At 67.6% G+C, this 24,518-nt stretch carries 25 protein-coding genes; 20 read left to right on the plus strand and 5 right to left on the minus strand.

Translation table 11 applies throughout. The features are described from left to right. Nucleotides 1–38: 38 nt before the first annotated feature. From ACAG25_RS08280 to ACAG25_RS08305, 6 genes are all read left to right on the plus strand, one after another. On the plus strand, nucleotides 39–1,034 hold the full coding sequence (locus ACAG25_RS08280) for a calcium/sodium antiporter (protein ID WP_370487873.1): 996 nt from the start codon (nucleotides 39–41) through the stop codon (nucleotides 1,032–1,034). 31 nt (nucleotides 1,035–1,065) lie between these two features. Next, complete coding sequence (locus tag ACAG25_RS08285) at nucleotides 1,066–1,818, plus strand: deoxyribonuclease IV (RefSeq protein WP_370487874.1); 753 nt, start codon at nucleotides 1,066–1,068, stop codon at nucleotides 1,816–1,818. Nucleotides 1,819–1,936: 118 nt separating this feature from the next. Beyond that, nucleotides 1,937–3,034, plus strand: a complete 1,098-nt coding sequence (locus tag ACAG25_RS08290) for a phosphatase PAP2 family protein (protein ID WP_370488087.1) — start codon at nucleotides 1,937–1,939, stop codon at nucleotides 3,032–3,034. Between the two features lie 9 nt (nucleotides 3,035–3,043). Next, entirely contained in the window at nucleotides 3,044–4,669 is a 1,626-nt protein-coding gene (locus ACAG25_RS08295; RefSeq protein ID WP_370487875.1) for an acyl-CoA dehydrogenase family protein, read from the plus strand. 10 nt (nucleotides 4,670–4,679) lie between these two features. Beyond that, entirely contained in the window at nucleotides 4,680–5,393 is a 714-nt protein-coding gene (locus ACAG25_RS08300) for a PaaX family transcriptional regulator C-terminal domain-containing protein (RefSeq protein ID WP_370487876.1), read from the plus strand. After that, nucleotides 5,390–6,154, plus strand: a complete 765-nt coding sequence (locus tag ACAG25_RS08305; protein ID WP_370487877.1) for a crotonase/enoyl-CoA hydratase family protein — start codon at nucleotides 5,390–5,392, stop codon at nucleotides 6,152–6,154. The genes ACAG25_RS08300 and ACAG25_RS08305 overlap by 4 nt, the downstream gene beginning before the upstream one ends. Here ACAG25_RS08305 and ACAG25_RS08310 read toward each other — a convergent pair. Together ACAG25_RS08310 and ACAG25_RS08315 are read right to left on the minus strand one after the other, a co-directional pair. Beyond that, the gene (locus ACAG25_RS08310; protein ID WP_370487878.1) at nucleotides 6,151–6,552 is read right to left on the minus strand and encodes a DUF3060 domain-containing protein; all 402 of its coding nucleotides are present in this window, start codon (nucleotides 6,550–6,552) and stop codon (nucleotides 6,151–6,153) included. The two genes, ACAG25_RS08305 and ACAG25_RS08310, sit on opposite strands and share 4 nt — an antisense overlap. Before the next feature lie 2 nt (nucleotides 6,553–6,554). Further along, nucleotides 6,555–6,929 (minus strand): DUF3060 domain-containing protein, encoded by a 375-nt coding sequence (locus ACAG25_RS08315; protein ID WP_370487879.1) that lies wholly within the window; start codon nucleotides 6,927–6,929, stop codon nucleotides 6,555–6,557. A gap of 64 nt (nucleotides 6,930–6,993) precedes the next feature. Between ACAG25_RS08315 and ACAG25_RS08320 the strand changes: the two genes are divergently transcribed. The 7 genes from ACAG25_RS08320 to tuf all read left to right on the plus strand — a co-directional run bounded on the left by ACAG25_RS08320 (nucleotide 6,994) and on the right by tuf (nucleotide 13,315). Then, nucleotides 6,994–7,521 carry a DUF3558 domain-containing protein gene (locus tag ACAG25_RS08320; protein WP_370488088.1) on the plus strand — a complete coding sequence of 176 codons (528 nt, stop codon included), beginning with the start codon at nucleotides 6,994–6,996 and terminating at the stop codon, nucleotides 7,519–7,521. A gap of 1 nt (nucleotide 7,522) precedes the next feature. Further along, nucleotides 7,523–8,032 carry a DUF3558 domain-containing protein gene (locus tag ACAG25_RS08325; protein ID WP_370487880.1) on the plus strand — a complete coding sequence of 170 codons (510 nt, stop codon included), beginning with the start codon at nucleotides 7,523–7,525 and terminating at the stop codon, nucleotides 8,030–8,032. A 56-nt stretch (nucleotides 8,033–8,088) separates the two neighbouring features. Next, nucleotides 8,089–8,664, plus strand: coding sequence for a TetR/AcrR family transcriptional regulator (locus ACAG25_RS08330; RefSeq protein ID WP_370487881.1), 576 nt, complete (start codon nucleotides 8,089–8,091; stop codon nucleotides 8,662–8,664). 287 nt (nucleotides 8,665–8,951) lie between these two features. Continuing rightward, a complete protein-coding gene (gene rpsL, locus ACAG25_RS08335) occupies nucleotides 8,952–9,326 on the plus strand; it encodes a 30S ribosomal protein S12 (RefSeq protein WP_003929602.1) in 375 nt (124 codons plus the stop codon). Continuing rightward, nucleotides 9,326–9,796: a 30S ribosomal protein S7 gene (gene rpsG / locus ACAG25_RS08340; RefSeq protein ID WP_059015889.1), complete on the plus strand. Its 471-nt coding sequence runs from the start codon at nucleotides 9,326–9,328 to the stop codon at nucleotides 9,794–9,796. The genes rpsL and rpsG overlap by 1 nt, the downstream gene beginning before the upstream one ends. Before the next feature lie 59 nt (nucleotides 9,797–9,855). Further along, nucleotides 9,856–11,961, plus strand: coding sequence for an elongation factor G (gene fusA / locus ACAG25_RS08345; protein WP_370487882.1), 2,106 nt, complete (start codon nucleotides 9,856–9,858; stop codon nucleotides 11,959–11,961). 163 nt (nucleotides 11,962–12,124) lie between these two features. After that, the gene (tuf, locus tag ACAG25_RS08350; RefSeq protein ID WP_370487884.1) at nucleotides 12,125–13,315 is read left to right on the plus strand and encodes an elongation factor Tu; all 1,191 of its coding nucleotides are present in this window, start codon (nucleotides 12,125–12,127) and stop codon (nucleotides 13,313–13,315) included. 60 nt (nucleotides 13,316–13,375) lie between these two features. Here tuf and ACAG25_RS08355 read toward each other — a convergent pair whose 3' ends face one another. Next, the gene (locus tag ACAG25_RS08355; RefSeq protein ID WP_370487885.1) at nucleotides 13,376–14,329 is read right to left on the minus strand and encodes an ERCC4 domain-containing protein; all 954 of its coding nucleotides are present in this window, start codon (nucleotides 14,327–14,329) and stop codon (nucleotides 13,376–13,378) included. Nucleotides 14,330–14,442: 113 nt separating this feature from the next. Here ACAG25_RS08355 and ACAG25_RS08360 point away from each other — a divergent pair, with 113 nt between their 5' ends. From ACAG25_RS08360 to ACAG25_RS08390, 7 genes are all read left to right on the plus strand, one after another. Continuing rightward, on the plus strand, nucleotides 14,443–15,288 hold the full coding sequence (locus tag ACAG25_RS08360; protein ID WP_370487886.1) for a cutinase family protein: 846 nt from the start codon (nucleotides 14,443–14,445) through the stop codon (nucleotides 15,286–15,288). Between the two features lie 44 nt (nucleotides 15,289–15,332). Next, nucleotides 15,333–16,148 carry an SHOCT domain-containing protein gene (locus ACAG25_RS08365; protein ID WP_370487888.1) on the plus strand — a complete coding sequence of 272 codons (816 nt, stop codon included), beginning with the start codon at nucleotides 15,333–15,335 and terminating at the stop codon, nucleotides 16,146–16,148. Nucleotides 16,149–16,293: 145 nt separating this feature from the next. Then, the gene (locus tag ACAG25_RS08370; RefSeq protein ID WP_370487889.1) at nucleotides 16,294–17,673 is read left to right on the plus strand and encodes a basic amino acid/polyamine antiporter; all 1,380 of its coding nucleotides are present in this window, start codon (nucleotides 16,294–16,296) and stop codon (nucleotides 17,671–17,673) included. 18 nt (nucleotides 17,674–17,691) lie between these two features. Then, on the plus strand, nucleotides 17,692–18,948 hold the full coding sequence (arcA, locus tag ACAG25_RS08375) for an arginine deiminase (RefSeq protein WP_370487890.1): 1,257 nt from the start codon (nucleotides 17,692–17,694) through the stop codon (nucleotides 18,946–18,948). 51 nt (nucleotides 18,949–18,999) lie between these two features. Further along, a complete protein-coding gene (locus tag ACAG25_RS08380) occupies nucleotides 19,000–19,833 on the plus strand; it encodes a mycofactocin-coupled SDR family oxidoreductase (protein WP_370488089.1) in 834 nt (277 codons plus the stop codon). 77 nt (nucleotides 19,834–19,910) lie between these two features. Beyond that, nucleotides 19,911–21,104 (plus strand): NAD(P)/FAD-dependent oxidoreductase, encoded by a 1,194-nt coding sequence (locus ACAG25_RS08385; protein ID WP_370487892.1) that lies wholly within the window; start codon nucleotides 19,911–19,913, stop codon nucleotides 21,102–21,104. A 61-nt stretch (nucleotides 21,105–21,165) separates the two neighbouring features. Then, the gene (locus ACAG25_RS08390; protein WP_370487893.1) at nucleotides 21,166–22,752 is read left to right on the plus strand and encodes a DUF222 domain-containing protein; all 1,587 of its coding nucleotides are present in this window, start codon (nucleotides 21,166–21,168) and stop codon (nucleotides 22,750–22,752) included. Here the strand turns inward: ACAG25_RS08390 and ACAG25_RS08395 are convergent. Further along, nucleotides 22,749–24,011 carry a VOC family protein gene (locus ACAG25_RS08395; protein ID WP_370487894.1) on the minus strand — a complete coding sequence of 421 codons (1,263 nt, stop codon included), beginning with the start codon at nucleotides 24,009–24,011 and terminating at the stop codon, nucleotides 22,749–22,751. The genes ACAG25_RS08390 and ACAG25_RS08395 overlap by 4 nt on opposite strands. Further along, nucleotides 24,008–24,502, minus strand: a complete 495-nt coding sequence (locus ACAG25_RS08400) for an RNA polymerase sigma factor (protein WP_370487895.1) — start codon at nucleotides 24,500–24,502, stop codon at nucleotides 24,008–24,010. The genes ACAG25_RS08395 and ACAG25_RS08400 overlap by 4 nt, the downstream gene beginning before the upstream one ends. Nucleotides 24,503–24,518 lie beyond the last annotated feature (16 nt).

The following is a 24,518-nucleotide window of genomic DNA, read 5'->3' on the forward strand; positions in this document are numbered from 1 at the left end:
GTCTGCTCGCGGGAGGAGTTCGGCAGGATTCGACGGTGATGACGACCGACCTCCTGTGGTTCCTCGGCGGCCTGGCGCTGGTGATCGCCGGCGCCGAGGTCATGGTTCGCGGGGGCGCCGAGGTGGCGGTACGGCTCGGGATCAGCCCCATCGTGATCGGCCTGACCGTGGTGTCGATCGGCACCAGCATGCCCGAGCTGGCCGTGGGTGTGGTGGCTGCCGCAGACGGCAGCGGCGCGCTGGCAGTCGGCAACATCGCCGGCACGAACGTCGTCAATGTACTGCTGATCCTGGGGCTCAGCGCGCTGCTGGTACCGCTGATGCTGCAGTCGCGCACGATCCGGTTCGAACTGCCGATAATGGCCGCCGCGGCGCTGCTGCTGTGGGCGCTGGCGGCCGACGGCGTGCTCAGCCGCCTCGATGGCGCCGTGTTGGTGGTGTGCGCGGTCGTCTACACCGTGGCGGTGATCCGGTCGGCGCGCACCGAATCACGCGAGGTGGTCGAGGAGTTCGCCGCTGAGCTGGTGACCGAGTTCTCGACCGACGCGATGGGCGTCGTCACCATGCGGCGGCACCGGACGGCGGTGTATGTCGCGATGACCCTCGGCGGCATCGCGGTCCTGGTGGTCGGCGCCGACTGGCTGGTCGACGGTGCCGTCGGGATGGCCCGCCAGTTCGGGGTCTCCGACGCGCTGATCGGTCTGACGGTGGTGGCCGTCGGCACCTCCGCGCCCGAGCTGGTGACGACGTTGGTCTCCACCATCCGCGGCGACCGCGACATCGCGATCGGCAACCTGATCGGCAGCAGCATCTACAACATCCTGCTGATCCTCGGCATCACGTGCCTGGTCCCGGCGCAGGGCCTACTGCTGCCGTCCAGTCTGGTGGACATCGACCTGCCGATCATGGTTGCCGTAGCGCTGGTCTGCATCCCGATCTTCATCACTGGACGTCGGGTCAGTCGCCTGGAGGGCGGTCTGATGGTCTCGGCTTACGCGGCGTACCTGACCTTCCTGCTCCTCACACAGACCTGACGCGTCGGAGGCACTTACTAGACTCGGCGGCGTGCTGATTGGTTCCCACGTCCACGGTGACGATCCTCTTGCCGCTGCCCAGGCCGACGGCGCCGACGTCGTGCAGTTCTTCCTCGGTGACCCGCAGAGCTGGAAGAAGCCCAAGCCTCGGGAGGACGCCGAGATACTGAAGGCGTCGCCGATCCCGATCTATGTGCACGCCCCGTACCTGATCAACGTCGCGTCGGCGAACAACCGGGTCCGCATCCCGAGCCGCAAGATCCTGCAGGACACCTGCGACGCCGCGGCCGACGTGGGCGCCGCTGCGGTGATCGTGCACGGCGGACACGCCGACGACAAGGACATGGAGGCCGGCTTCGAACGCTGGGTCAAGGCACTCGACTACCTGGAGACCGACGTGCCGGTGTACCTGGAGAACACCGCCGGCGGCGACCACGCCATGGCCCGCCACTTCGACACCATCGCCCGGCTGTGGGACCACATCGGCGACAAGGGCATCGGCTTCTGCCTGGACACCTGCCACGCGTGGGCGGCCGGCGAGGCGCTGATCGACGCGGTCGAGCGCATCAAGGCCATCACCGGCCGCATCGACCTGGTGCACTGCAACGACTCCCGCGACGCGGCCGGCTCCGGCGCCGACCGGCACGCCAACTTCGGCTCCGGGCAGATCGACCCGCAACTGCTGGTCGCGGTAGTGGAGGCAGCAGATGCACCGGTCATCTGCGAGACCTCCGACGAGGGCCGCAAGGACGACATCGCGTTCCTGCGCGAGCACGTGCGCTGACCTCGGCAGGTCACACTTCGGTAGCCAAACCACCCGTGAACGCAATCCGGCCGGGAGGTTAATTAGGCTTACGCCCGGGAAACTCCCCGCTCCCACGACGAAAGGCCGTTGGGTGTCCATTGACGAGGCGTCTCTCACGCCGACGCACGTCGTCAATGAGGCCGAACTCCTCGTCGACCGGCGCGCGCGTTGGCTGCGGCTGCTGCGCTGGGCGGCGCTGATCGCGTGGGCCGCGGTGGTCACCCACCGGACCATCACCGACGGGCTGGCGTTCAACCGCGAACTGCTGTTGCTCTACATTGCGACCGGCCTGCTGGCGGCGAGCATCGGGCAGGGCCGACGGATGCTCTACGTCATCCGGGACTGGCTGCCGTTCGCGCTGGTCCTGATCGCCTATGACCTGAGCCGCGGCGCGGCCACCATGGTCGGGCGGCCGACGCTGTGGCACTGGCAGGCCGACGCGGACCGCTGGATGTTCTTCGGCGTCATGCCGACGGTGTGGCTGCAGGAGCGGCTCAAGGAGCCGACGCCGCCGTGGTGGGAGGTGGTGATCAGCTCCGTCTACATGTCGTTCTTCATCCTTCCCTACGTGGTGGCCGCGGTGCTGTGGCTGCGTAACCGCGAGGAGTGGAAGGCGTTCGTCCGCCTGTTCGTCGGGCTGAATTTCGCGGCGCTGATCGTCTACGTCCTGGTGCCGGCCGCGCCGCCGTGGGCGGCCGCCCGCTGCACCGCCGCCGACGTCGAAGGCGGTCCGTCCGACCCGAAGTGCATGTTCCGGTCGGCGCGGGGAGTGCCCGACGGCGGCATCCTCGGCGCGATGCAGACGCATCAGGACGGTGCGAATCCGTGGATCGAGCGGATCGTCGGCCGTGGGTGGGGAAAGCTGAACCTGCATTCGGCGACGGCGCTGCTCGACCAGGGCCAGGCCAGCGTCAACCTGGTTGCGGCCATCCCGTCGCTGCACGCCGGCATGACCGCGGCGATCGCGGCGTTCCTGTGGCACCGCGTGCATCGGGGCTGGCGGCCACTGCTGGTCGCCTACGTGCTGATCATGGCGTTCACGCTGGTCTACACCGCCGAGCACTACGTCGTCGACATCCTGCTGGGGTGGGCCTTCGCGGCGGTCGCGGTGATGCTCCTCAACCGTTATGAGCGTCGGCGAAGACGGCGCAAGGGTGCCATTACAGAATCTTGTGCAACCGTCGACAAGATGTAACAGTGGGGTATGGACACCCACGTCGTCACCAATCAGGTCCCGCCGCTGGAGGACTTCAACCCGGCCGCGTCGCCGGTGCTCGCCGAGGCGCTGATCCGCGAAGGCGGTGAATGGGGTGTCGACGAGGTCCACAAAGTAGGTGCACTGGGGGGCAGCACCCGCGCGCAGCGCTGGGGTGAGCTGGCCGACCGCAACCGGCCGGTGCTGCACACTCATGACCGTTACGGGCACCGCATCGACGAGGTCGAGTACGACCCCGCCTACCACGAACTCATGTCGACGGCGATCGGGCATGGCCTGCACGCCGCGCCGTGGGCCGACGACCGTGCCGGTGCGCATGTGGTGCGGGCGGCCAAGATGTCGGTGTGGACGCCCGAGCCGGGGCACGTCTGCCCGATCTCGATGACGTATGCGGTGGTGCCGGCGCTGCGCCACAACCCCGAGCTGGCCGCGGTCTACGAGCCGCTGCTGACCAGCCGCGTCTACGACCCGGAGCTCAAGCCGGCCACCGCCAAGCCCGGAATCACCGCCGGCATGTCGATGACCGAGAAGCAGGGCGGCTCCGATGTCCGCGCGGGCACCACCGAGGCGGTGCCCGTCGGTGACGGCAGCTACCGGCTGACCGGGCACAAGTGGTTCACCTCGGCGCCGATGTGCGACATCTTCCTGGTGCTCGCGCAGGCGCCCGGTGGTCTGTCCTGCTTCCTGCTGCCGCGGGTGCTGCCCGACGGCACCCGCAACCGGATGTTCCTGCAGCGCTTGAAGGACAAGCTCGGCAACCACGCCAACGCCTCCAGCGAGGTCGAGTACGACGGCGCGACCGCGTGGCTGGTCGGCGAAGAAGGCCGCGGCGTGCCCACCATCATCGAGATGGTCAACCTGACCCGGCTGGACTGCACCCTGGGCAGCGCGACGAGCATGCGCAACGGTCTGATGCGCGCCATTCACCACGCGCAGCACCGCAGCGCGTTCGGCGCGTATCTGCTCGACCAGCCGCTGATGCGCAACGTGCTCGCCGACCTCGCGGTCGAAGCGGAGGCGGCGACGATGCTCGCGATGCGGATGGCCGGCGCCACTGACCGCGCCGTACGGGGCGACGAACGCGAGACCCTGCTGCGCCGTATCGGACTGGCCGCGGCCAAGTACTGGGTGTGCAAGCGCGCGACCCCGCACGCCGGCGAGGCCATGGAGTGTCTGGGCGGCAACGGCTACGTCGAGGATTCCGGCATGCCGCGGCTGTACCGTGAGGCGCCCCTGATGGGGATCTGGGAGGGGTCGGGCAACGTCAGCGCGCTGGACACGTTGCGCGCCATGGCCACCCGCCCGGAGTGTGTCGACGTGCTGTTCGACGAACTGGGCACCGCCGCAGGGCATGACACGCGCCTCGACGCGCACGTCCAGGCGCTACGTCCGCAACTGGCCGACCTCGAATCCATCCAGTACCGCGCCCGCAAGGTCACCGAGGACATCGCGCTGGCGTTGCAGGGTGCGCTGCTGGTTCGGCACGGGCATCCCGCGGTGGCCGAGGCGTTCCTGGCCACCCGGCTCGGTGGGCAGTGGGGCGGTGCGTACGGCACGTTGCCGACGGGACTGGACCTGGCGCCGATCCTCGAACGCGCGCTCGTGAAGGGTTGAACTTGTGCGGATGACGGCGCGCTCGGTGGTTCTCAGCGTGCTGCTCGGCGCGCATCCCGCCTGGGCCACTGCAGCCGAATTGATCGCTCTCACAGCCGATTTCGGACTGCGGGAGTCGACGGTCCGGGTCGCGCTGACCCGGATGGTCGCCACCGGCGACCTGGTTCGCTCCGACGACGGCTACCGCCTCTCCGACCGGCTGCTGGCGCGGCAGCGCCGCCAGGACGACGCACTCGACCCGCGCCGCCGGCCCTGGGACGGCACATGGACGGCACTGGCGATCACCAGTGTCGGCGCCGACGCCCGCACCCGCGCCACCCTGCGGAACACGTTGGCGGCCAAGCGCTTCGGTGAGCTGCGCGAAGGACTCTGGCTGCGCCCGGACAATCTGGCGATCGAACTCGACGACGACATCGCCGCGCACGTACGCGTGCTGAGCGTCCGCGACGACGACCCCGCCGAACTGGCTGCGAAACTGTGGAATCTGCCGGACTGGACCGACCGCGGCACCCAGCTCCTGGCCGCGATGACCGACGCGCGCGATGTCCCCGCCCGTTTCCTGGTGGCTGCGGCGATCGTGCGGCATCTGCTGACCGATCCGGTGCTGCCCGACGAACTGCTGCCGCGGGCGTGGCCCGGCGAGCGGTTGCGCACCGCATATCAGGATTTCGCCGCCGAACTGGTGGCGCGACGAGACGACCTGCGACTGGTGGAGGCGACGTGAGCGGTGGCGTGCGAGTCGAGAAGAACGGCCCGGTCACGACGGTGATCATGAACCGGCCCGAAGCCCGCAACGCGGTCAACGGTCCGGCTGCCGCAGCGCTGTACGCCGCGTTCGACGAGTTCGACCGCGACGAGTCGGCGTCCGTCGCGGTGCTGTGGGGCGACAACGGCACGTTCTGCGCAGGTGCGGACCTGAAAGCCTTCGGCACTGCCGATTCCAACCCGGTGCACCGCACCGGACCGGGCCCGATGGGGCCGACCCGAATGGTGTTGTCCAAGCCGGTGATCGCCGCGATCAGCGGATTCGCCGTCGCCGGCGGCCTGGAGCTCGCGCTGTGGTGCGATCTGCGCGTCGTCGAGCAGGACGCGGTGCTGGGGGTGTTTTGCCGGCGGTGGGGAGTGCCGCTGATCGACGGCGGCACGGTGCGGCTGCCGCGGCTGATCGGGCACAGCCGCGCGATGGACCTGATCCTGACCGGCCGCGAGGTGCGCGCCGAGGAGGCGGCCGCGATCGGGTTGGTCAACCGCGTCGTCCCGAACGGCGAGGCCCGCGAGCGGGCCGAGGAACTGGCCGCGCAGCTGGCGGCGCTGCCGCAGCAGTGTCTGCGCGCCGACCGGATGTCGGCCATCGGGCAGTGGGGGTCATCGGAGGCCGAGGCCATGGACCGTGAGTTCGGCAGCCTGTCGAAGGTCGCCGAGGAGTCGCTGGCCGGAGCGGCCCGGTTCGCCGGCGGCGCCGGCCGCCACGGCGCCCCGGCCTAGCCCTTGCTGATGCTGTTGTTGTTGCCGGTGTCGTTGATCTCGGGCTCCCCGTCGCGGTAGGTGACGGTGTTGTTCAGCCCGACCACCGCCAGTCCGCTGTCCACCCGCTCGAGGGTGATCTTGTTGTCCGAGCCGCCGATGTTGACGTTCGAGCATGTGCCGACCACGGTCAGCGTGTTGTTGGACCCGCCGACGTTGAGCGACTTCCCGTCGGCGCAGTCGATCTCGGTGGTGGTGCCGAACGAGCCGTAGTTGATGGTGTTGCCGATCTCGACCTGCGCGCCGGACGAGCCGGCCGTCGCCGTCGGGGTGTTGGTGTCCTCGCTGGTCGCGCCGCAGCCGGCCGCGAGCAGTGTCAGCGACGTCAACCCTGCTGTGGCGAACCGACGGGCATCCATGGTCAGGCGGGTACCCGGTTGATCACGTTCGTCATCCCGAGTTCGCGTCCGCGGTCCCACACCACCGGATCGCCGGCCTTGTAGAGCACGGTCTGGTTGAACCCGTAGACGGTGATGTCGTTGATGACGTGGTCGGCCACGACGGTGTTGTAGGACCCCTGCACCGTCACCGCCCAGCAGTTGCCGAGGACGTTGACCTGATTGTTGGCGCCGTTGACGAAGACCGTGGCGTTGTTGCACTCGATGGTCTGCACGAGACCGACGCCGGTGATGTGGGTATCCCCGTTGACAGCCGACGCCGGCGGGACGGCCAGGCAGCCCACTGCCACCGTGAGTGCGCACGCGCCCAGCAACCGTCCCGCAGACGTCGACTCCATGGTGAGAGCCTACGACGGCACGAGGTGCCGGAGCCAGAGCCTCTGGGTAGCGTGAGCGGTGATGATGCGACGAGGTGTCGGCGGTGCGGTAGCCGCGGTGGTGGTCACCGCGGCCGGCCTGACTGCCTGCGCGCAGACCGTCGAGGGCACCGCTCACCGTGCCGACGGCTCCGACCCCGACCGCAGCTTCGGCTACGTCGACGACAACTGCGGGCTGCTCGACGACTCGACCGTGCAGGCGACGTTGCGGGCCGACGAACTCACGCGGCCGTTCAGCGGTGCGGTGTGCCAGTACGTCGCCTCCCGGGGCGACGCGCTCGTCGACGTGACCTATTCGTGGTTCGAGACCGGCGAGTTGGATCGGGAACGGTCGCTGGCGGAGCGGCGCGGCGCCGTCGTCACCGACATCGACATCGAACGGCGCCCCGCGTTCGCCGCCCGCCGGGACGTCACCGGCGCGGCATGCTCGGCCACGGCGGCCGCCGGTTCGGGCGTGCTCAGCTGGTGGGTGCAGTACCGCGGCAGCGACGCCGGCGACCCGTGCGTCGAGGCCGAGAAGCTGTTGTCGGCGACGCTGCGCTCGGACATGTGACGTGCGCGTCGTCGCGACGTTGGCCACGGCCGCTGTCTTCACGCTCGCCGGCTGCGCCGGCGCCGCGCCGCCGCCCGAGTCCGACGTGCCGTCCGGGCCCGGCTTCGACAGCCGGGACTGCAACGGGGTCACCGACGCCGACATTGACGACGCGGTCGGGACGTCGATGTACGAGCAGGCGGTGGTCTCCGACGCCGGATGCTTCTGGCAGGAGGCCACGGTGATCGGCAACGTGGGCATCGGCATGGGGATCTCCACCTGGTGGTACCGCGGCAGCGACATGGACACCGAGCGCGACCTCGAAGCCAAGGCCGGCCGCACCCTGGTCGAGCTGTCGGTGGACGGGAACCCCGGCTTCAAGGCCTACGACAACTCCGCGTGCAGTATTTACGTGGCCAAGGGGCCCGACGTCATCACCTGGTCGATCCAGACGCTGAACGCGGCGACGTTGCCCGATCTGTGCTCGGTGGTCGAACGTCTCGCTCAGCTGTCCCAACAGCGGGTGAACTAGAGTTTCTCGCTGGTCCGGTTCCGGGCCGGTCAGGACGAGGAATGAGGGGGACGCGCATGGCGACTCGGCCGCTGCGGTCCGCCAAACTCAGCCGCGACAGCATCGTCAACGCCGCGCTGACGTTCCTGGACCGGGAGGGCTGGGACGCGCTGACCATCAATGCGCTGGCCAATCAGCTCGGCACCAAGGGCCCGTCGCTGTACAACCACGTGCACAGCCTCGAGGACCTGCGCCGCACGGTCCGGATGCGCGTCGTCGGCGACATCATCGGCATGCTCACCAACGTCGCCGAAGGCCGTTCGCCAGACGACGCCGTGGTGGTCATGGCCAGTGCCTACCGCAGCTACGCCCACCACCACCCGGGCCGGTACTCGGCGTTCACCCGGATGCCGCTCGGCGGCGACGACCCCGAGTTCACCGAGGCCACCCACGCCGCGGCGGCGCCCGTCATCGCGGTGCTGTCGGCCTACGGCCTGTCCCAGGAGGCGGCGTTCTACGCCGCGCTGGAGTTCTGGTCGGCCATGCACGGGTTCGTCCTGTTGGAGATGACCGGCGTGATGGCCGGCATCGACACCGACGCCGTGTTCACCGACATGGTGATGCGTCTGGCCGCCGGGATGCGGTCCAGATGACGCACCGGAGGCAAAGAGACGCAGGTCAGCGGGTTTTGTCGAGGTCGGCCACCCTGGTATTGTGGACCGTCGTGCCTGGCAGATAGGGCGCTTGCGGTTCTCCTGACCCACGAGCAAAGCCTGCACTCCGGGCCCAATTTGCATGTCCTCCGTCGCAGATGGCTCGGGAATTGCCCCGGGATGCGCGGCTGGCCGCATGCGACACGCCCGGCCGCGGGGTAAGCGGTGGGGACGAAACTGCAGGACAGAGAACTTCAGAAGAACCAAGCAACACAGAAAGCCGGTACATGCCAACCATCAACCAGCTGGTCCGTAAGGGTCGCCGCGACAAGATCGCCAAGGTGAAGACCGCGGCCCTCAAGGGCAGCCCGCAGCGTCGCGGCGTGTGCACCCGCGTCTACACGACGACCCCGAAGAAGCCGAACTCGGCGCTTCGCAAGGTCGCGCGTGTGCGGCTGACCAGCGCGGTCGAGGTCACCGCCTACATCCCGGGCGAGGGCCACAACCTGCAGGAGCACTCGATGGTGCTGGTGCGCGGCGGTCGTGTGAAGGACCTGCCCGGTGTGCGCTACAAGATCATCCGCGGGTCCCTGGACACCCAGGGTGTGAAGAACCGCAAGCAGGCCCGCAGCCGTTACGGCGCGAAGAAGGAGAAGAGCTGATGCCGCGCAAGGGACCCGCGCCCAAGCGTCCGTTGGTCAACGATCCGGTCTACGGGTCGCAGCTGGTCACCCAGCTGGTCAACAAAGTTCTGCTGGACGGGAAGAAATCACTGGCCGAGCGCATTGTTTACGGTGCGCTCGAACAGGCCCGTGAGAAGACCGGCACCGACCCCGTGGTGACGCTCAAGCGCGCCATGGACAACGTCAAGCCCGCCCTCGAGGTCCGCAGCCGTCGCGTCGGTGGTGCGACCTACCAGGTTCCCGTCGAGGTCCGGCCGGACCGGTCGACCACGCTGGCCCTGCGCTGGCTGGTGAGTTTCTCCAAGCAGCGTCGCGAGAAGACCATGATCGAGCGCCTGGCCAACGAGATCCTCGACGCCAGCAACGGCCTGGGTGCCGCCGTCAAACGACGCGAGGACACCCACAAGATGGCCGAAGCGAACCGGGCCTTCGCGCACTACCGCTGGTGACGGCCGCCGGCGGCGCCGGCGAATGAACAGCAAACTACCAAGCGAAAGAGAAGACTTCTGTGGCACAGAAGGACGTGCTTACCGACCTGAACCGGGTCCGCAACATCGGCATCATGGCGCACATCGATGCCGGCAAGACGACGACGACCGAGCGCATCCTGTACTACACGGGCGTCAACTACAAGATCGGTGAGACGCACGACGGTGCGTCGACCACCGACTGGATGGAGCAGGAGCAGGAGCGCGGCATCACGATCACCTCGGCCGCGGTGACCTGCTTCTGGAACGACAACCAGATCAACATCATCGACACCCCCGGGCACGTCGACTTCACCGTCGAGGTGGAGCGCTCGCTGCGCGTCCTCGACGGCGCCGTGGCCGTGTTCGACGGCAAAGAGGGCGTGGAGCCGCAGTCCGAGCAGGTGTGGCGGCAGGCCGACAAGTACGACGTCCCGCGTATCTGCTTCGTCAACAAGATGGACAAGCTGGGCGCGGACTTCTACTTCACCGTGCGCACCATCGAGGAGCGCCTGGGCGCCAAGCCGCTGGTCATCCAGCTGCCGATCGGCGCGGAGAACGACTTCATCGGCATCATCGACCTGGTCGAGATGAAGGCCAAGGTGTGGCGCGGCGAGACCGCCCTCGGTGAGAAGTACGAGGTCGAGGACATCCCGGCCGAGCTCGCCGAGCAGGCCGACGAGTACCGCACCAAGCTGCTCGAGACGGTCGCCGAGACCGACGAGGAGCTGCTGGAGAAGTACTTCGGTGGCGAAGAGCTCACGGTCGACGAGATCAAGGGCGCGATCCGCAAGCTGACCGTGGCCAGCGAGCTGTACCCGGTGCTGTGCGGCAGCGCGTTCAAGAACAAGGGCGTACAGCCCATGCTCGACGCCGTCATCGACTACCTGCCCTCGCCGCTGGACGTCGAGAACGTGCAGGGCCACGTCCCCAACAAGGAGGACGAGGTCATCACCCGCAGGCCGTCGACCGACGAGCCGTTCTCGGCGCTGGCGTTCAAGATCGCGGTGCACCCGTTCTTCGGCAAGCTGACCTACGTCCGGGTGTACTCGGGCACCGTCGAGTCCGGCTCGCAGGTCGTGAACTCCACGAAGGGCAAGAAGGAGCGGCTGGGCAAGCTGTTCCAGATGCACGCCAACAAGGAGAACCCGGTCGAGCGGGCCAGCGCGGGTCACATCTACGCCGTGATCGGGCTGAAGGACACCACCACCGGTGACACCCTCTCCGACGCCAACGAGCAGATCGTGCTCGAGTCGATGACCTTCCCGGATCCGGTGATCGAGGTGGCCATCGAGCCCAAGACCAAGAGTGACCAGGAGAAGCTGGGCACCGCGATCCAGAAGCTCGCCGAAGAGGATCCGACCTTCAAGGTGCACCTGGACCAGGAGACCGGCCAGACCGTCATCGGCGGCATGGGCGAGCTGCACCTGGACATCCTGGTGGACCGCATGCGTCGCGAGTTCAAGGTCGAGGCCAACGTCGGCAAGCCCCAGGTGGCCTACCGCGAGACGATCAAGCGCAAGGTCGAGAAGGTCGAGTTCACCCACAAGAAGCAGACGGGTGGCTCCGGCCAGTTCGCGAAGGTGCTCATCGACCTCGAGCCGTTCACCGGCGAGGACGGCGCCACCTACGAGTTCGAGAGCAAGGTCACCGGCGGCCGCATCCCGCGCGAGTACATCCCGTCGGTGGATGCCGGCGCCCAGGACGCCATGCAATACGGCGTGCTGGCCGGCTATCCGCTGGTGAACCTGAAGGTCACGCTGCTGGACGGCGCTTTCCACGAGGTCGACTCGTCGGAAATGGCGTTCAAGGTGGCCGGGTCCCAGGTGCTGAAGAAGGCGGCGCAGGCCGCGCAGCCGGTCATCCTGGAGCCCATCATGGCCGTCGAGGTCACCACGCCCGAGGACTACATGGGTGAGGTGATCGGCGACCTGAACTCCCGCCGTGGTCAGATCCAGGCCATGGAGGAGCGGAGCGGTGCACGCGTCGTCAAGGCGCAGGTTCCGCTGTCGGAGATGTTCGGCTACGTCGGCGACCTTCGGTCGAAGACCCAGGGCCGAGCGAACTACTCCATGGTGTTCGACTCGTACGCCGAGGTTCCGGCGAACGTGTCGAAGGAGATCATCGCGAAGGCGACGGGTCAGTGAGAATCGAAGGCCGCCAGGCCTGAGGCTCGGAGCTGATCCGGAGGCGAGAAGACTGAGTCAGCGAAGGCCACCGGCCAGTAGGTCGGCGGTCCTTCGGGACCACAACTGAAGAAACCAAAACTGCTTTAACCAAAGCACCAACACAGTCCAGGAGGACACCACAGTGGCGAAGGCGAAGTTCGAGCGGACGAAGCCGCACGTCAACATCGGGACCATCGGTCACGTTGACCACGGCAAGACCACCACGACTGCAGCGATCACCAAGGTTCTGCACGACAAATTCCCCGAGTTGAACGAGTCGCGCGCATTCGACCAGATCGACAATGCGCCCGAAGAGCGTCAGCGCGGTATCACGATCAACATCTCCCACGTGGAGTACCAGACCGACAAGCGGCACTACGCCCACGTGGACGCCCCCGGTCACGCTGACTACATCAAGAACATGATCACCGGTGCCGCCCAGATGGACGGCGCGATCCTGGTGGTCGCCGCCACTGACGGCCCGATGCCGCAGACCCGCGAGCACGTGCTGCTCGCCCGCCAGGTCGGCGTGCCCTACATCCTGGTCGCGCTGAACAAGGCCGACATGGTCGACGACGAGGAGCTCATCGAGCTCGTCGAGATGGAGGTCCGTGAACTGCTGGCCTCGCAGGAGTTCGACGAGAACGCTCCGGTCATCCCGATCTCGGCGCTCAAGGCGCTCGAGGGTGACCCGAAGTGGGTCAAGTCGATCGAGGACCTCATGCAGGCCGTCGACGACTCCATCCCGGATCCGGTCCGTGAGACCGACAAGCCGTTCCTGATGCCCGTCGAGGACGTCTTCACCATCACCGGCCGCGGCACCGTGGTCACCGGTCGTGTGGAGCGCGGCGTGGTCAACGTGAACGAGGAAGTCGAGATCGTCGGCATCCGCGAGGAGACCACCAAGACCACCGTCACCGGTGTCGAGATGTTCCGCAAGCTGCTCGATCAGGGCCAGGCCGGCGACAACGTCGGTCTGCTGCTGCGCGGCATCAAGCGTGAGGACGTCGAGCGCGGCCAGGTCGTGGTCAAGCCCGGCACCACCACGCCGCACACCGAGTTCGAGGGCAGCGTCTACATCCTGTCCAAGGACGAGGGTGGCCGCCACACGCCGTTCTTCAACAACTACCGTCCGCAGTTCTACTTCCGGACCACGGACGTGACCGGCGTCGTGACCCTGCCCGAGGGCACCGAGATGGTGATGCCCGGTGACAACACCGACATCTCCGTCAAGCTGATCCAGCCCGTCGCCATGGACGAGGGCCTGCGCTTCGCGATCCGCGAGGGCGGCCGTACCGTCGGCGCCGGCCGGGTCACCAAGATCATCAAGTGATGATCTGACTCAGTACCGCGAAGCGGCGCTCACCTTCGGGTGGGCGCCGCTTTCGTTGTGCTACCTGTGTTGGTCCGCGAGAAACTGCTCGACGATTCCTGCCGGAATCTTGCCGCGATCGCCGACGGGCAAGCCCCGTTCTCGTGCCCAGAGCCGGATGTCGCTGTTGCTGACCGAGACCTGTGGACCCGGTTGGGGCTCAGTTCGGAAGTCGGGCGTGGCCGTGTGTAGCTCGTGTTCGTGCAGGCACGCGCCGAGCCAGCGGTAGATCCACTCCTGCGCCAGTACGCGCGTCTCGACGAACACGATGGGCACCGACGGGAAGCGTGCCTGCGCTTCGGCCAGTGCCTCGGCCACGACGGAGCTGCTGACGTGCTCGAGCTTGAACAACCGCGAGTACCCCGCTTCGACGACCACGACGGCGCGCGGCAGGGCCGCCAGATCGGCCAGCTGGTAGGTGAGCTTTCCGGACAGCAACCCGGCAGACAGGTCTTCGATGCTCTTGCGTTCCGCTGAGGCGACCAGTACGTCGCCGCTGTAGACGGCGTAATCGCCGGCCGGCAGTGCGCGGCGCAGGGTGTCGGCTTGCTGGTCGCTGAACTTGTAGCCGTACCGCTCGTGGCTGTCCACCACGATCTCCAGCGTGCGGCCATGCGCACGCGCGGTAGGCAGTGCGACGTTGGGCCGCGCTTGTTTGGCGGTGCGGCGCGACTGCCAGAAAACCATTTCGCGGCCGCGGGCGCGGGTCAGGACGAACTGGGAGCGATTCTCGCGTCCGCGTTCGAGTACCAGATCGATGGCAGCGCCGCGCCTGCTGATGGAGCGGACGGGCAGCCGTTCGATGATGTCGGCGCCGTCGGGCCACTGCTCCAGCCGGTGGCAGTACACCTTGTTGGTCCGCGGCCACGTCTCCCTGGCTTTCAGGGTGACACCGCCGGCGCCCAACGGGAGCCAGATCAGGTACGGCAACGTCGTACCTTCCTCCGGGTTGTGGGCAATCAGCATGTCCGGCATCGATCCCTACCCTGCATCACGGTCACGCCGGTGGCAACGCTGTAACACACCATTAAGACGGTGCGATGTACCACCCGACGGTCGTCGAGGGGTCGGCCGGGAAGTGAAGTGAAGTGTCTCATCGCAAGAATGGCCTCGCGGCGCTCGCCGCTGCCGTCGGCGCCGCCGCCATCGCCGGATTCGGAGCCGGCGTCGCGTCGGCCCAACCCGCCTGTCCCGACGTCCATGTGATCGGCGCCGCCGGCTCCGGTGAACGCGCCGGCGACGTGTCCGCCGACGGCGGCATGGGTCGCGTCGTCTACAAGTCCTACCGCGATCTGGCGCGGCTGGTGCAGCAGGACGGCCGCACCATCACCGCCGAAGCGGTCGCCTATCCTGCGACGCCGGTTCCCGAGGACGGCGGAATCCTGGACTGGGCGAACTTCATGAGCAGCGTGGACGCCGGGACCGCCGCGCTCGCACAGCAGTATCAGACCTTTGTTGCGCAGTGCCCCACCACGCAGGTCGTGCTGGCCGGCTACTCGCAGGGCGCGATGGTGGTGCACCGCAACCTCCATGCACTCGACGCCAGCCCCAACCTGGCCGCCGCACTGTTGGTCGCCGACGGTGACCGCCTGCCGCAGGATCCGACGATCAATGTCGGTTCGGCTGCCTCGGTGCCCGGAGCCGGGAAGGGCGTCGCTCAGGACTGGCCCATCCTGGCCCGCGCGCCGCAACCGCTGCCGGTGACGATGGGAATGCGCACGATCAGTGTGTGCGATCTCGGCGACGCGGTGTGCGATTACGACCCGGACGCCGAGGACGAGATGAACCCGGCTGCGGTCGCCGTGCACACCAGCTACGCCCGCAACGTCGCGTCGATGGATTCCTGGACGATCCCGCTGTATCAGCTGGTGACCTCCCGCCTCGGTGCCACGGCCGTCGCACCGTCGGCGCCGGTGGCCATCGCGGCCGGCTGACCGAACCCCGGCGAGGAGCGGCTCGCGCAGCGATAATGCTGCCCATGTCGCTGTTCTGGCACTACGTCCGAACGCAGCTCTTCGTGCTGCTGTGCGGAATTGTCGGCCCGATCTTCCTGGTCATCTTCTTCGCCAGCGGCGCCGACCCGCTGCTGGGGTGGATGTTCTGGACGGGCTTGCTCGTCACCGCGGCCGACGTGCTGATCGCGCTGGCGCTCACGGGCTTCCGTGCCCGTAAGGAGGCCAGGACCGCCGAGCTGGAAGCAGTGGGTGTGCTCGCGCTGGCCCAAGTGACCGGCATCCACGACACCAACACCCGCATCAACGACCAGCCGTTGGTCAAGCTCGACCTGCAGGTGTCAGGTCCGGGTATCACGCCGTTCGCCACACAGGACAGCGTTGTCGCGTCGGTGAGCCGGCTGCCGATGATCACCAGCAGGCGGCTGGCGGTGCTCGTCGATCCGGCCACCAACGACTACCAGATCGATTGGGAGCGAAGCGCTCTGGTCAGCGGCATGATGCCCGCGACGTTCACCGTGGCTGAGGACGATCGCACCTACGATCTGACGGGCCAGACCGAACCGCTGATGGAGATTCTGCAGGTTCTCAAATCACACGGCATCGGAGTGGACAGCATCGTTGACCTCCGGTCCAATCCCGCGGCACGCCAGCAGGTGCAGGCGATCGTGCGCCATGCTGCGGCGTCTCAGCCTGCCGCTCCGGTGTCAGGCGGGGTCGCTGCACCGTCTGAGCCGACGACCGCGGAACGGTTGCAGCGCCTCGAGACGCTGCGCGCCACCGGGTCGATCACCGACGCCGAGTACGCCGCCAAGCGCGCGGACATCATCGCCGAACTCTGATGTGCCCGCCACATGTGGTCTAGGGTCTAGGGCGGACGCCGAACGCACCGACGCCTACCACGACCATGTCCACGAGGCGATATGACCTCTACCGCGGCGGATACCGAGCAGACCGGCCAGAAGGTCCCTGCCGACCCTGACGGCGATGGTCGTCGGGTCGATGATCGGTTCGGGGGTGTTCCTTCTTCCGCGCAGGTTCGGAACCGAGACCGGGGTGCTCGGGGCGATCATCGCGTGGACCATCGCGGGCAGCGGAATGCTGATGCTGGCCTTCGTCTTCCAGCGCCTGGCCACCCGCAAACCACAACTGGACGCCGGCATCTTCGCCTACGCCAAGGCGGGTTTCGGCGACTACGTCGGGTTCAACTCGGCGATCGGGTACTGGGCGTCGGCGTGCGCGGGCAATACGTCGTACTGGGTGCTGATCACTGCGACCATGAGTGCGCTGATTCCCGCCTTCGGCGCCGGGGACACGGTGCTGGCCGTCGCGATCTCGGCCATCGGGGTGTGGGCGTTCGCGCTGCTGGTCATGCGCGGGGTCAAGGACGCGGCGGTCATCAACTACATCGTGACCATCGCCAAGGTCATCCCGATTCTGATGTTCATCGTCATCACGGCCATCGCGTTCCAGGCCGACGTCTTCGCGGACAACTTCTGGGGCGCCGACGGATACTCGTTCGCGTCGCTGTGGGATCAGGCCACGGGCACGATGCTGATCACGGTGTTCGTCTTCCTCGGTATCGAGGGCGCCAGTGTGTATTCGCGGATGGCCCGTCGGCGTGAGGACGTCGGCCGCGCCACTGTGATGGGCTTTCTCGGCGTGCTCAGTGTGTTCGCTTTGGTCACGTTGGTGTCGTATGGCGTGATGCCGCAGGACGAGCTCGCGCAGGTGAGTCAGCCGTCCATGGCGGCGGTCCTGGAATCCGTTGTCGGGCATTGGGGTTCGGTCTTCATCAGAGCCGGGGTGATCGTCTCGGTGCTGGGGGCGTACCTGGCGTGGACGCTGATGGCGGCCGAAGTGCTCTACATTCCCGCCAAATCGGATGACATGCCGCGGTTCTTGGCGCGTACCAACAAGCGCGGCGCGCCGGTCGCCGCGCTGGTCATGGCTGCCTGCCTGGTCTCGCTGCTTCTGGTCTCCCTGCTGTTCGCCGCGGATGCCTTGGATTTCATGCTCGACCTGACGGCGGCACTGGCGCTCATCCCGTACCTGCTGGCGGCGGCCTACGCATTGAAGCTGACGGCCACGCGAGAAACCTATGGCGACGGCAGATCACTTGTCCCGGACATGGTCATTGCCGCTGTCGCAACGCTTTACACGCTGTTCCTGCTCTATGCCGCCGGGATGGACAAGCTTCTGTTGTCGTGCATCCTCTATGCCCCTGCCGCCGCGCTCTACATCAGAGCGCGCCGGGAACGGTCGTTGCGGGTGTTCCGTCCAGCAGAGGCCGTGTTGTTCATCGTGATCCTGATCGGCGCCGTCGCCGGGGTGGTGTCACTGGCCACCGGTGCGATCGAAATCTAGTGCAGGAGAGGAGTAGACGTGCCGCATACGTCCGCCACCTACGGAGTGCATTCCGAGGTCGGGAAACTCCGTAAGGTCCTGGTGTGTTCCCCTGGCCTCGCCCATGAACGACTGACCCCGAGCAACTGTGACGATCTGCTCTTCGATGATGTCCTGTGGGTGCAGAACGCACGGCGCGACCATTTCGACTTCGTCGACAAGATGCGCGACCGCGGCGTCGAGGTCGTCGAGTTGCACGACCTGCTCGCCGAGACCATGGAGATTTCCGAGGCTCGGACCTGGCTGCTGGACCGCAAGATCGTCGCCGACGAGGTGGGGCTGGGCCTGGTCGACGAGACGCGCGGATTTCTGGACTCGCTGTCGGCGCGCGACTTGACCGAGCTGCTGATCGGCGGGATGTCGATCCTGGACCTGCCCCCCGATCTCGGGTCGGGATATCGGGCCTTGGCGCGCGAAGACAACGGCGTCACCGAATATCTGATGCCGCCGCTGCCGAACACCCTCTACACCCGGGACACCACGTGCTGGATCTACGGCGGCCTTACCCTCAACCCGCTGTACTGGCCGGCCCGCCACGACGAGACGTTGTTGATGAAGGCGATCTACGAGTTCCATCCGGACTTCGTCGGGTCGACGGTCTGGTGGGGCGACCCGGAGCGCTCGTGGGGGCTGTCGACCATCGAGGGTGGCGACGTGTTGGTCCCCGGCGACGGCGTGGTCCTGATCGGCATGAGCGAGCGCACCTCGCGTCAGGCCATCACCCAGGTCGCCGCGGGACTGTTCGCCGATGGGGCGGCCGAGAAGGTGATCGTCGCGGGCATGCCGAAGCTGCGTTCGGCGATGCACCTGGACACGGTGTTCACGTTCGCCGATCGCGACGTCGTCACCATCTATCCGGCGATCGTCGACGGCATCGTCCCTTTCACCCTCGTCCCCAGCGACAGCAGCATCGGCGTCGACGTCATCGAGGACACCAAGCCGTTCCTGGAGGTCGTGGCGGCTGCGCTGGGGCTGCCCGAACTGCGGGTGGTGGAGACGGGGGGATCCCGATACGACGCGGAGCGCCAGCAGTGGGACAGCGGCAACAATCTGGCGGCTGTGGAACCGGGCGTCGTGTTCGCCTACGACCGCAACACGCACACGAATTCGTTGCTGCGCAAGGCGGGGATCGAGGTGATCACGATCGTCGGAGCCGAACTCGGGCGCGGTCGCGGTGGCGGCCACTGCATGACGTGCCCCATCATTCGTGACCCGGTGGATGGGACAAGTTCCTAGAACGCGTTCTATTTCTGCTGTTAGCCTGTGCCGGTGAGCACTGGTGCACCACTGGAAGGCCGCGTCGCGCTGATCACCGGCGCCGCCCGCGGTCAGGGCCGCGCGCATGCGGTCCGGTTGGCCAATGACGGCGCCGACATCATTGCGATCGACGTCTGCAAACCGGTGTCGGACACCGTCACCTACCCGATGCCCACGCCGGATGACCTGGCCGAGACCGTCGCGCTGGTCGAGCAGACCGGCCGCAAGATCCTGGCGCGCGAACTGGACATCCGCGACTTGGCCGCGCAGCAGGACATCGTCGCCGCCGGCATCGAGCAGTTCGGCCGTCTCGACATCGTCGTCGCCAACGCGGGCATCCTCAGCTGGGGCCGCATCTGGGAGATGTCGGAGTCACAGTGGGACGACGTCATCGACGTCAACCTCAACGGCACCTGGCGCACCATCAAGGCCGCGGTCCCGGCGATGATCGAGGCCGGCAACGGCGGCTCGATCATCATCGTCAGTTCCTCGGCCGGGTTGAAGGCCACCCCGGGCAACGCGCACTACGCCGCGTCCAAGCACGGCCTGGTCGCGTTGACCAACGCCCTGGCGCTCGAGGCGGGGGAGTTCGGCATCCGGGTCAACTCGATTCACCCGTACTCGATCAACACCCCGATGATCGAACCCGAGGCGATGGCCGAGATCTTCGGCAAGCACCCGACCTACCTGCACAGCTTCGCGCCGATGCCCTTCAAGCCGGTGGCCCGCGACGGAAAGCCGGGTCTGCAGGAGTTCATGTCGGTGGAGGAAGTCGCCGATGTGGTCTCCTGGCTGGCGGGCGACGGATCGATGACCGTCTCGGGCTCTCAGATCGCCGTCGACCGCGGCGTGATGAAGTACTGACCCCGCACCCGTTGGTGCTGAGCGCTCAACGGTGGGGTGGCGCACCGACGCGCGTGCCGATCGTGTAAAAAGCCCACGTGAGCACTTCAGAGGGGCGCAGCGACCAGAACGGTGTCGTCATCGTGGGCGGCGGACTGGCGGCGGCGCGCACAGCCGAGCAACTGCGTCGTTCCGAGTACACCGGGCCGGTGACCATCGTCAGCGACGAGGACCACCTTCCGTACGACCGGCCACCGCTGTCGAAGGAAGTGCTGCGCGCCGAAACCGATGACGTCACACTCAAACCGGCGGAGTTCTACGAAGAGAACGACATCACCGTGCTGCTCGGCAACGGTGCCCGCGCAGTCGACACCGATGCCCAGACGCTGACGCTCGCCGACGGCACCCAGCTGCCCTACGACGAACTCGTCATCGCGACCGGCCTTGTGCCCAAACGCATCCCGTCATTCCCGGACCTGGCCGGCATCCACGTGCTGCGCAACCTCGACGAGAGCATCGCGCTGCGCAAGGACGCCGAGGCCGCCCGGCGCGCCGTGGTGATCGGTGCCGGGTTCATCGGCTGCGAGGTGGCCGCGAGTTTCCGGAAGCTCGGCGTGGAAGTGGTGCTGGTGGAACCGCAGCCCGCCCCGCTGGCGTCGGTGCTCGGTGAGCAGATCGGTGCGCTGATCACGCGGCTGCACCGAGCCGAGGGTGTCGACGTGCGCTGCGGTGTCGGGGTAGCCGGCGTGGAGGGCGACGACCGCGTCCGCAAGGTCACGCTCAGCGACGGTGCCGAGCTCGACGCCGACGTCGTGATCGTCGGCATCGGATCGCGTCCGAACACCGACTGGCTCGAGGGCAGCGGGATTGCCGTCGACAACGGTGTGGTGTGCGATGACGCCGGCCGGGCGAGCGCGCCGCACGTCTGGGCCATCGGCGACGTGGCGTCCTGGCGGGACCACGTCGGTGGGCAGGTCCGCGTCGAGCACTGGAGCAACGTCGCCGACCAGGCGCGCGTGCTGGTGCCGACGATGCTGGGCCAGCAGCCCGCGTCGGCGGTGACGGTGCCCTACTTCTGGAGCGACCAGTACGACGTCAAGATCCAGGCACTCGGTGAGCCGGAGGCCACCGACACCGTCCACATCGTCGAGGACGACGGCCGCAAGTTCCTGGCCTACTACGAGCGCGACGGCGTGGTGGTCGGTGTGGTCGGCGGCGGTTTCCCGGGCAAGGTCATGAAGACGCGCAACAAGATCGCCCAGGGCGCACAGATCTCCGACCTGATCGGATAGTTATCCACAGGGGGCGAATTGCTGCTGACGGGTAGGTCCCGCCGCTACTAGAGTCGAATGTATGTTCGACAAGGTGCTGGCCGATCTGCCTGACGAGGCGTTGGTCGCTGCCATCGAGCAGGCCGCGCGCGAGGAGAACCAAGCCAGCGCGCGGCGCTACGCCGCGATCGCCGAGTTCGTCCACCGCACCGTCGACGAAGACGACGAGCGCGGCGACTGGGCGTTCAACCCGTGGAAGAACGCGGCCGCGCGAGTCGGCGCGGCGCTGTCGGTGGGGCAACGGCGGGCGTCCGGCCAGATGCGGATCGCGGTCGCGCTGCGCGACCGTCTGCCCAAGATCGCCGCACTGTTCTTCGCCGGCTCCCTCAGTCCGCGGCTGGTGTCGGAAATCAGCTGGCGCACATGCTTGATCGAAGACGACCTGTTGATCGCGATCGTAGACGGGGTACTCGCCGAGCGCGCCATCAAGTGGGGACCGCTCTCGGATGCCAAGCTGGCCGGTGCGATCGAGGCGGTGATCGAACGCTATGACCCCGACGCGGTGCGCCGAGCCAAAGAGGTCGTCAAGACGCGAGATTTCCGCATCGGTGCCTGTGACGACCCGAACGAACTGGTATCGATCTGGGGCAAGGTGACCGCCGGCGACGGCGAGGCGTTCAAGGCGCGCATCGACGCACTGCTCAAGGGTCTGTGCGATGACGATCCCCGGGGCGCCTCGGAACGCCGCTCCGACGCGGCCGGTGCGATCGCGCACGGTATGGATCACCTGGCGTGCCGATGCGACTCGCCCGATTGTCCGGCACCCGGACCGGTCTCCTCGAGCGTCGTCATCCAGGTGATCGCCGATCAGGGCGCCGTGGACGCTGCCCAGGATCTGATCGCTGCGCAGGATCGTGAACAGCAGGAGAAGCGGACCGAGGGTCAGAAGCCGGCGGCAACGAAGGCCGAACCGAAGGCCGAGCCGGACGCGAAACCGGCGGAGCCGAAACGCAAGTCCGGCATCGCGGTCCGCTCCAAAGGCCGGGTGTTACCGATCCCGGCGCTGGCAGAGGCCATCCGCAACGGTGCGGTGATCAAGCCGCTGTGGGTGCCCGGCCCCGACCCCGAGCCGCACTACCGGCCGTCGGCCAAGTTGGCCGCGTTCGTCCGCGCCCGCGACATGTTCTGCCGATACCCGGGCTGCACCGTGCCCGCCGAGCATTGCGACATCGACCACGTCGTGCCGTGGCCGTTCGGGCCGACGCATGCCTCGAATCTCAACTGCAAATGCCGAAATCACCACCTAGCGAAGACTTTCTGGGATGGCTACTCGGATGCGCAGTCACCCGACGGCGAGGTTATCTGGACCACCCCGGACGGCAACACCTATCGCACGATGCCGGCCAGCCGCCTGTACTTCCCGGACTGGGACACCACGACTGCGACCCTCCCACCGCTGACGCAACCGCCGCCGGGTCTGTTACGGACCCAGAAGATGCCGCGACGGCGACGCACCCACGCCGCCGAGACTGCGGCGCGCATCAAAGCCGAACGCGCGCGCAACGCTGCGTGGCGGGCCCTCGAGCGCGAACGACTGCGGGCACAATCCGAGCCGACGCGGCAGCCCGAACGCGAGCCCGACTATGGAGCGGACCCGCCGCCCTTCTAAAGCTGCCCGAGATAGAACCGCGCGCCTTGGTCGTCGGCGCACAGTGCGGACTTGCCGTACGACTGCTGCGACGGTTCCTCGACCACGGTGCCACCCGCCTCGCGGACGCGTGCCACCGCAGCGTCGATGTCCTCGACGGTCCACATCGGCACGACCACCGGCCGATCTGACCCGCCGGCGACGCCGGCCATCGGGTGGGTGTCGAGCACGCCCCAGCCGTCCTCGACACGGCCCGGTTCGAAGGTCCAGAACAGCAGACCGCTGTAAAACGCCTTGAACACAGCCGAATCCGGCACCTGGTAGGTGATGTAGGACAATTCGGCGGGGCCGCCACCGTTGAGAAGCGGCCGCGGCTCACCCGCTGCCGGGGCGTACACGGCGAACGGCAGACCCTGCGAATCGGTTGCGTGCAGGACATCGCCGAACTCGAGACTCTCCGGCGAACCGACGGTCCCGCCGGCGGCCACGATGCTGTCGCGGGCGCCAGCGACGTCGGTCACCGCGTAGCCACAGACCAACGTGTTCGGTCCGGACACGATGCGGATGCGCTGACCGACATTGGTCACCGTCTGCGTCCGGGCATCCACCATCCAGCCGAGCACCGATCCGTAGAACGCAATGGCGCGCTCGATGTCGGGGGTGGCCACCGCCACGTAGCCGACGTCGCCGTGCTGAATGGGGACGACGGCCCCGGTCACCGGTCCCGTCAGCATCCAGCGGTGCCCGAAGGGGTCGATGATCGCGGCGTTGCGGGTGCCGTGGGACTCGTAGGGTTCGCGCTGGATCTGCGCGCCCAAGTCGCCGGCTCGGCGCAGCGTCGCGTCGGTGTCGGTGACCGGCAACATCAGGCTCACCGAAACCGACTGTCGCAGCGGTGCTCTCAGGCCGATCTCGGGATACTCGTCGGCCAGGTAGACGATCCCACCGGACAGCGACAGCTCCGCGTGCCCGATCCGGCCGTCGTCCATCTCGAACGGGTCGCCCACCAGGTCGGCACCGAAGACGTCGCGGTACCAGGAGATGGCGGCGCGGGCGTCGGGAACGGTCAGGTAGGGGACCGGTGTCTGTGTCGATCGGGACAGTTCGGCCAGCGCGCTGTCGGTACCACTCATCGTGACTCCTCGGGTTCGGTCGGGTTGGTTCTCGAAGAGCTCGGCGGCCGCTTCGAGGCGGGCCCGCAGTCGGCGTGCGAACCCGGGGTCCGGCGCCACGGGGGAGTCGCCGCCGCGCAGCGCGTCGAGCGGATCGTGTCCGGTCACGGCAGACCTCCTTCCGGTTGCGGGTAGTGCGCGCGAAACGCCCGGCGGGCTCGCACGAGAAGGGCCTCGGTGGCCTGGACGGTGCGACCGATGAGGTCCGCGCACTCGCCGACGCTGCAGTCGTCGAGATACCGCAGCGCCAAGACGATTCGGTGCTGTTCGGGAAGCCGGGCCAGCACCTGTTCGGCGACGATGCGATCCAGCTGGACGTCCCAGTCGTCGACGGGTTCGGCCGGTTCGGGGACCTCGGCCACCGGTATGGGGATCCGTGCGCGGCGGTAGTGGTCGGCCAACTTGTGCCGTGCCACGCCGATCAGCCAGGGCACGCTCAGCTGGGGCGGCGAGGGTTTGCGGGCGGCGTCCATCGCCGCGAGGAAGGTCTCCGACGTCAGGTCCTCTGCCGTTCCCCGGTCACCGCAGCGCCGGACGAAGTACCCGTACACCGCGGGTAGGGCCTCGTCGTACAGCGCGAGCAGGGTTTGGGCGCTCACACCCTTATCGTCGCCG

The sequence above is a fragment of the Mycobacterium sp. pV006 genome, assembly GCF_041287115.1.
In the GTDB taxonomy this organism is placed as follows: Bacteria; Actinomycetota; Actinomycetes; order Mycobacteriales; family Mycobacteriaceae; genus Mycobacterium.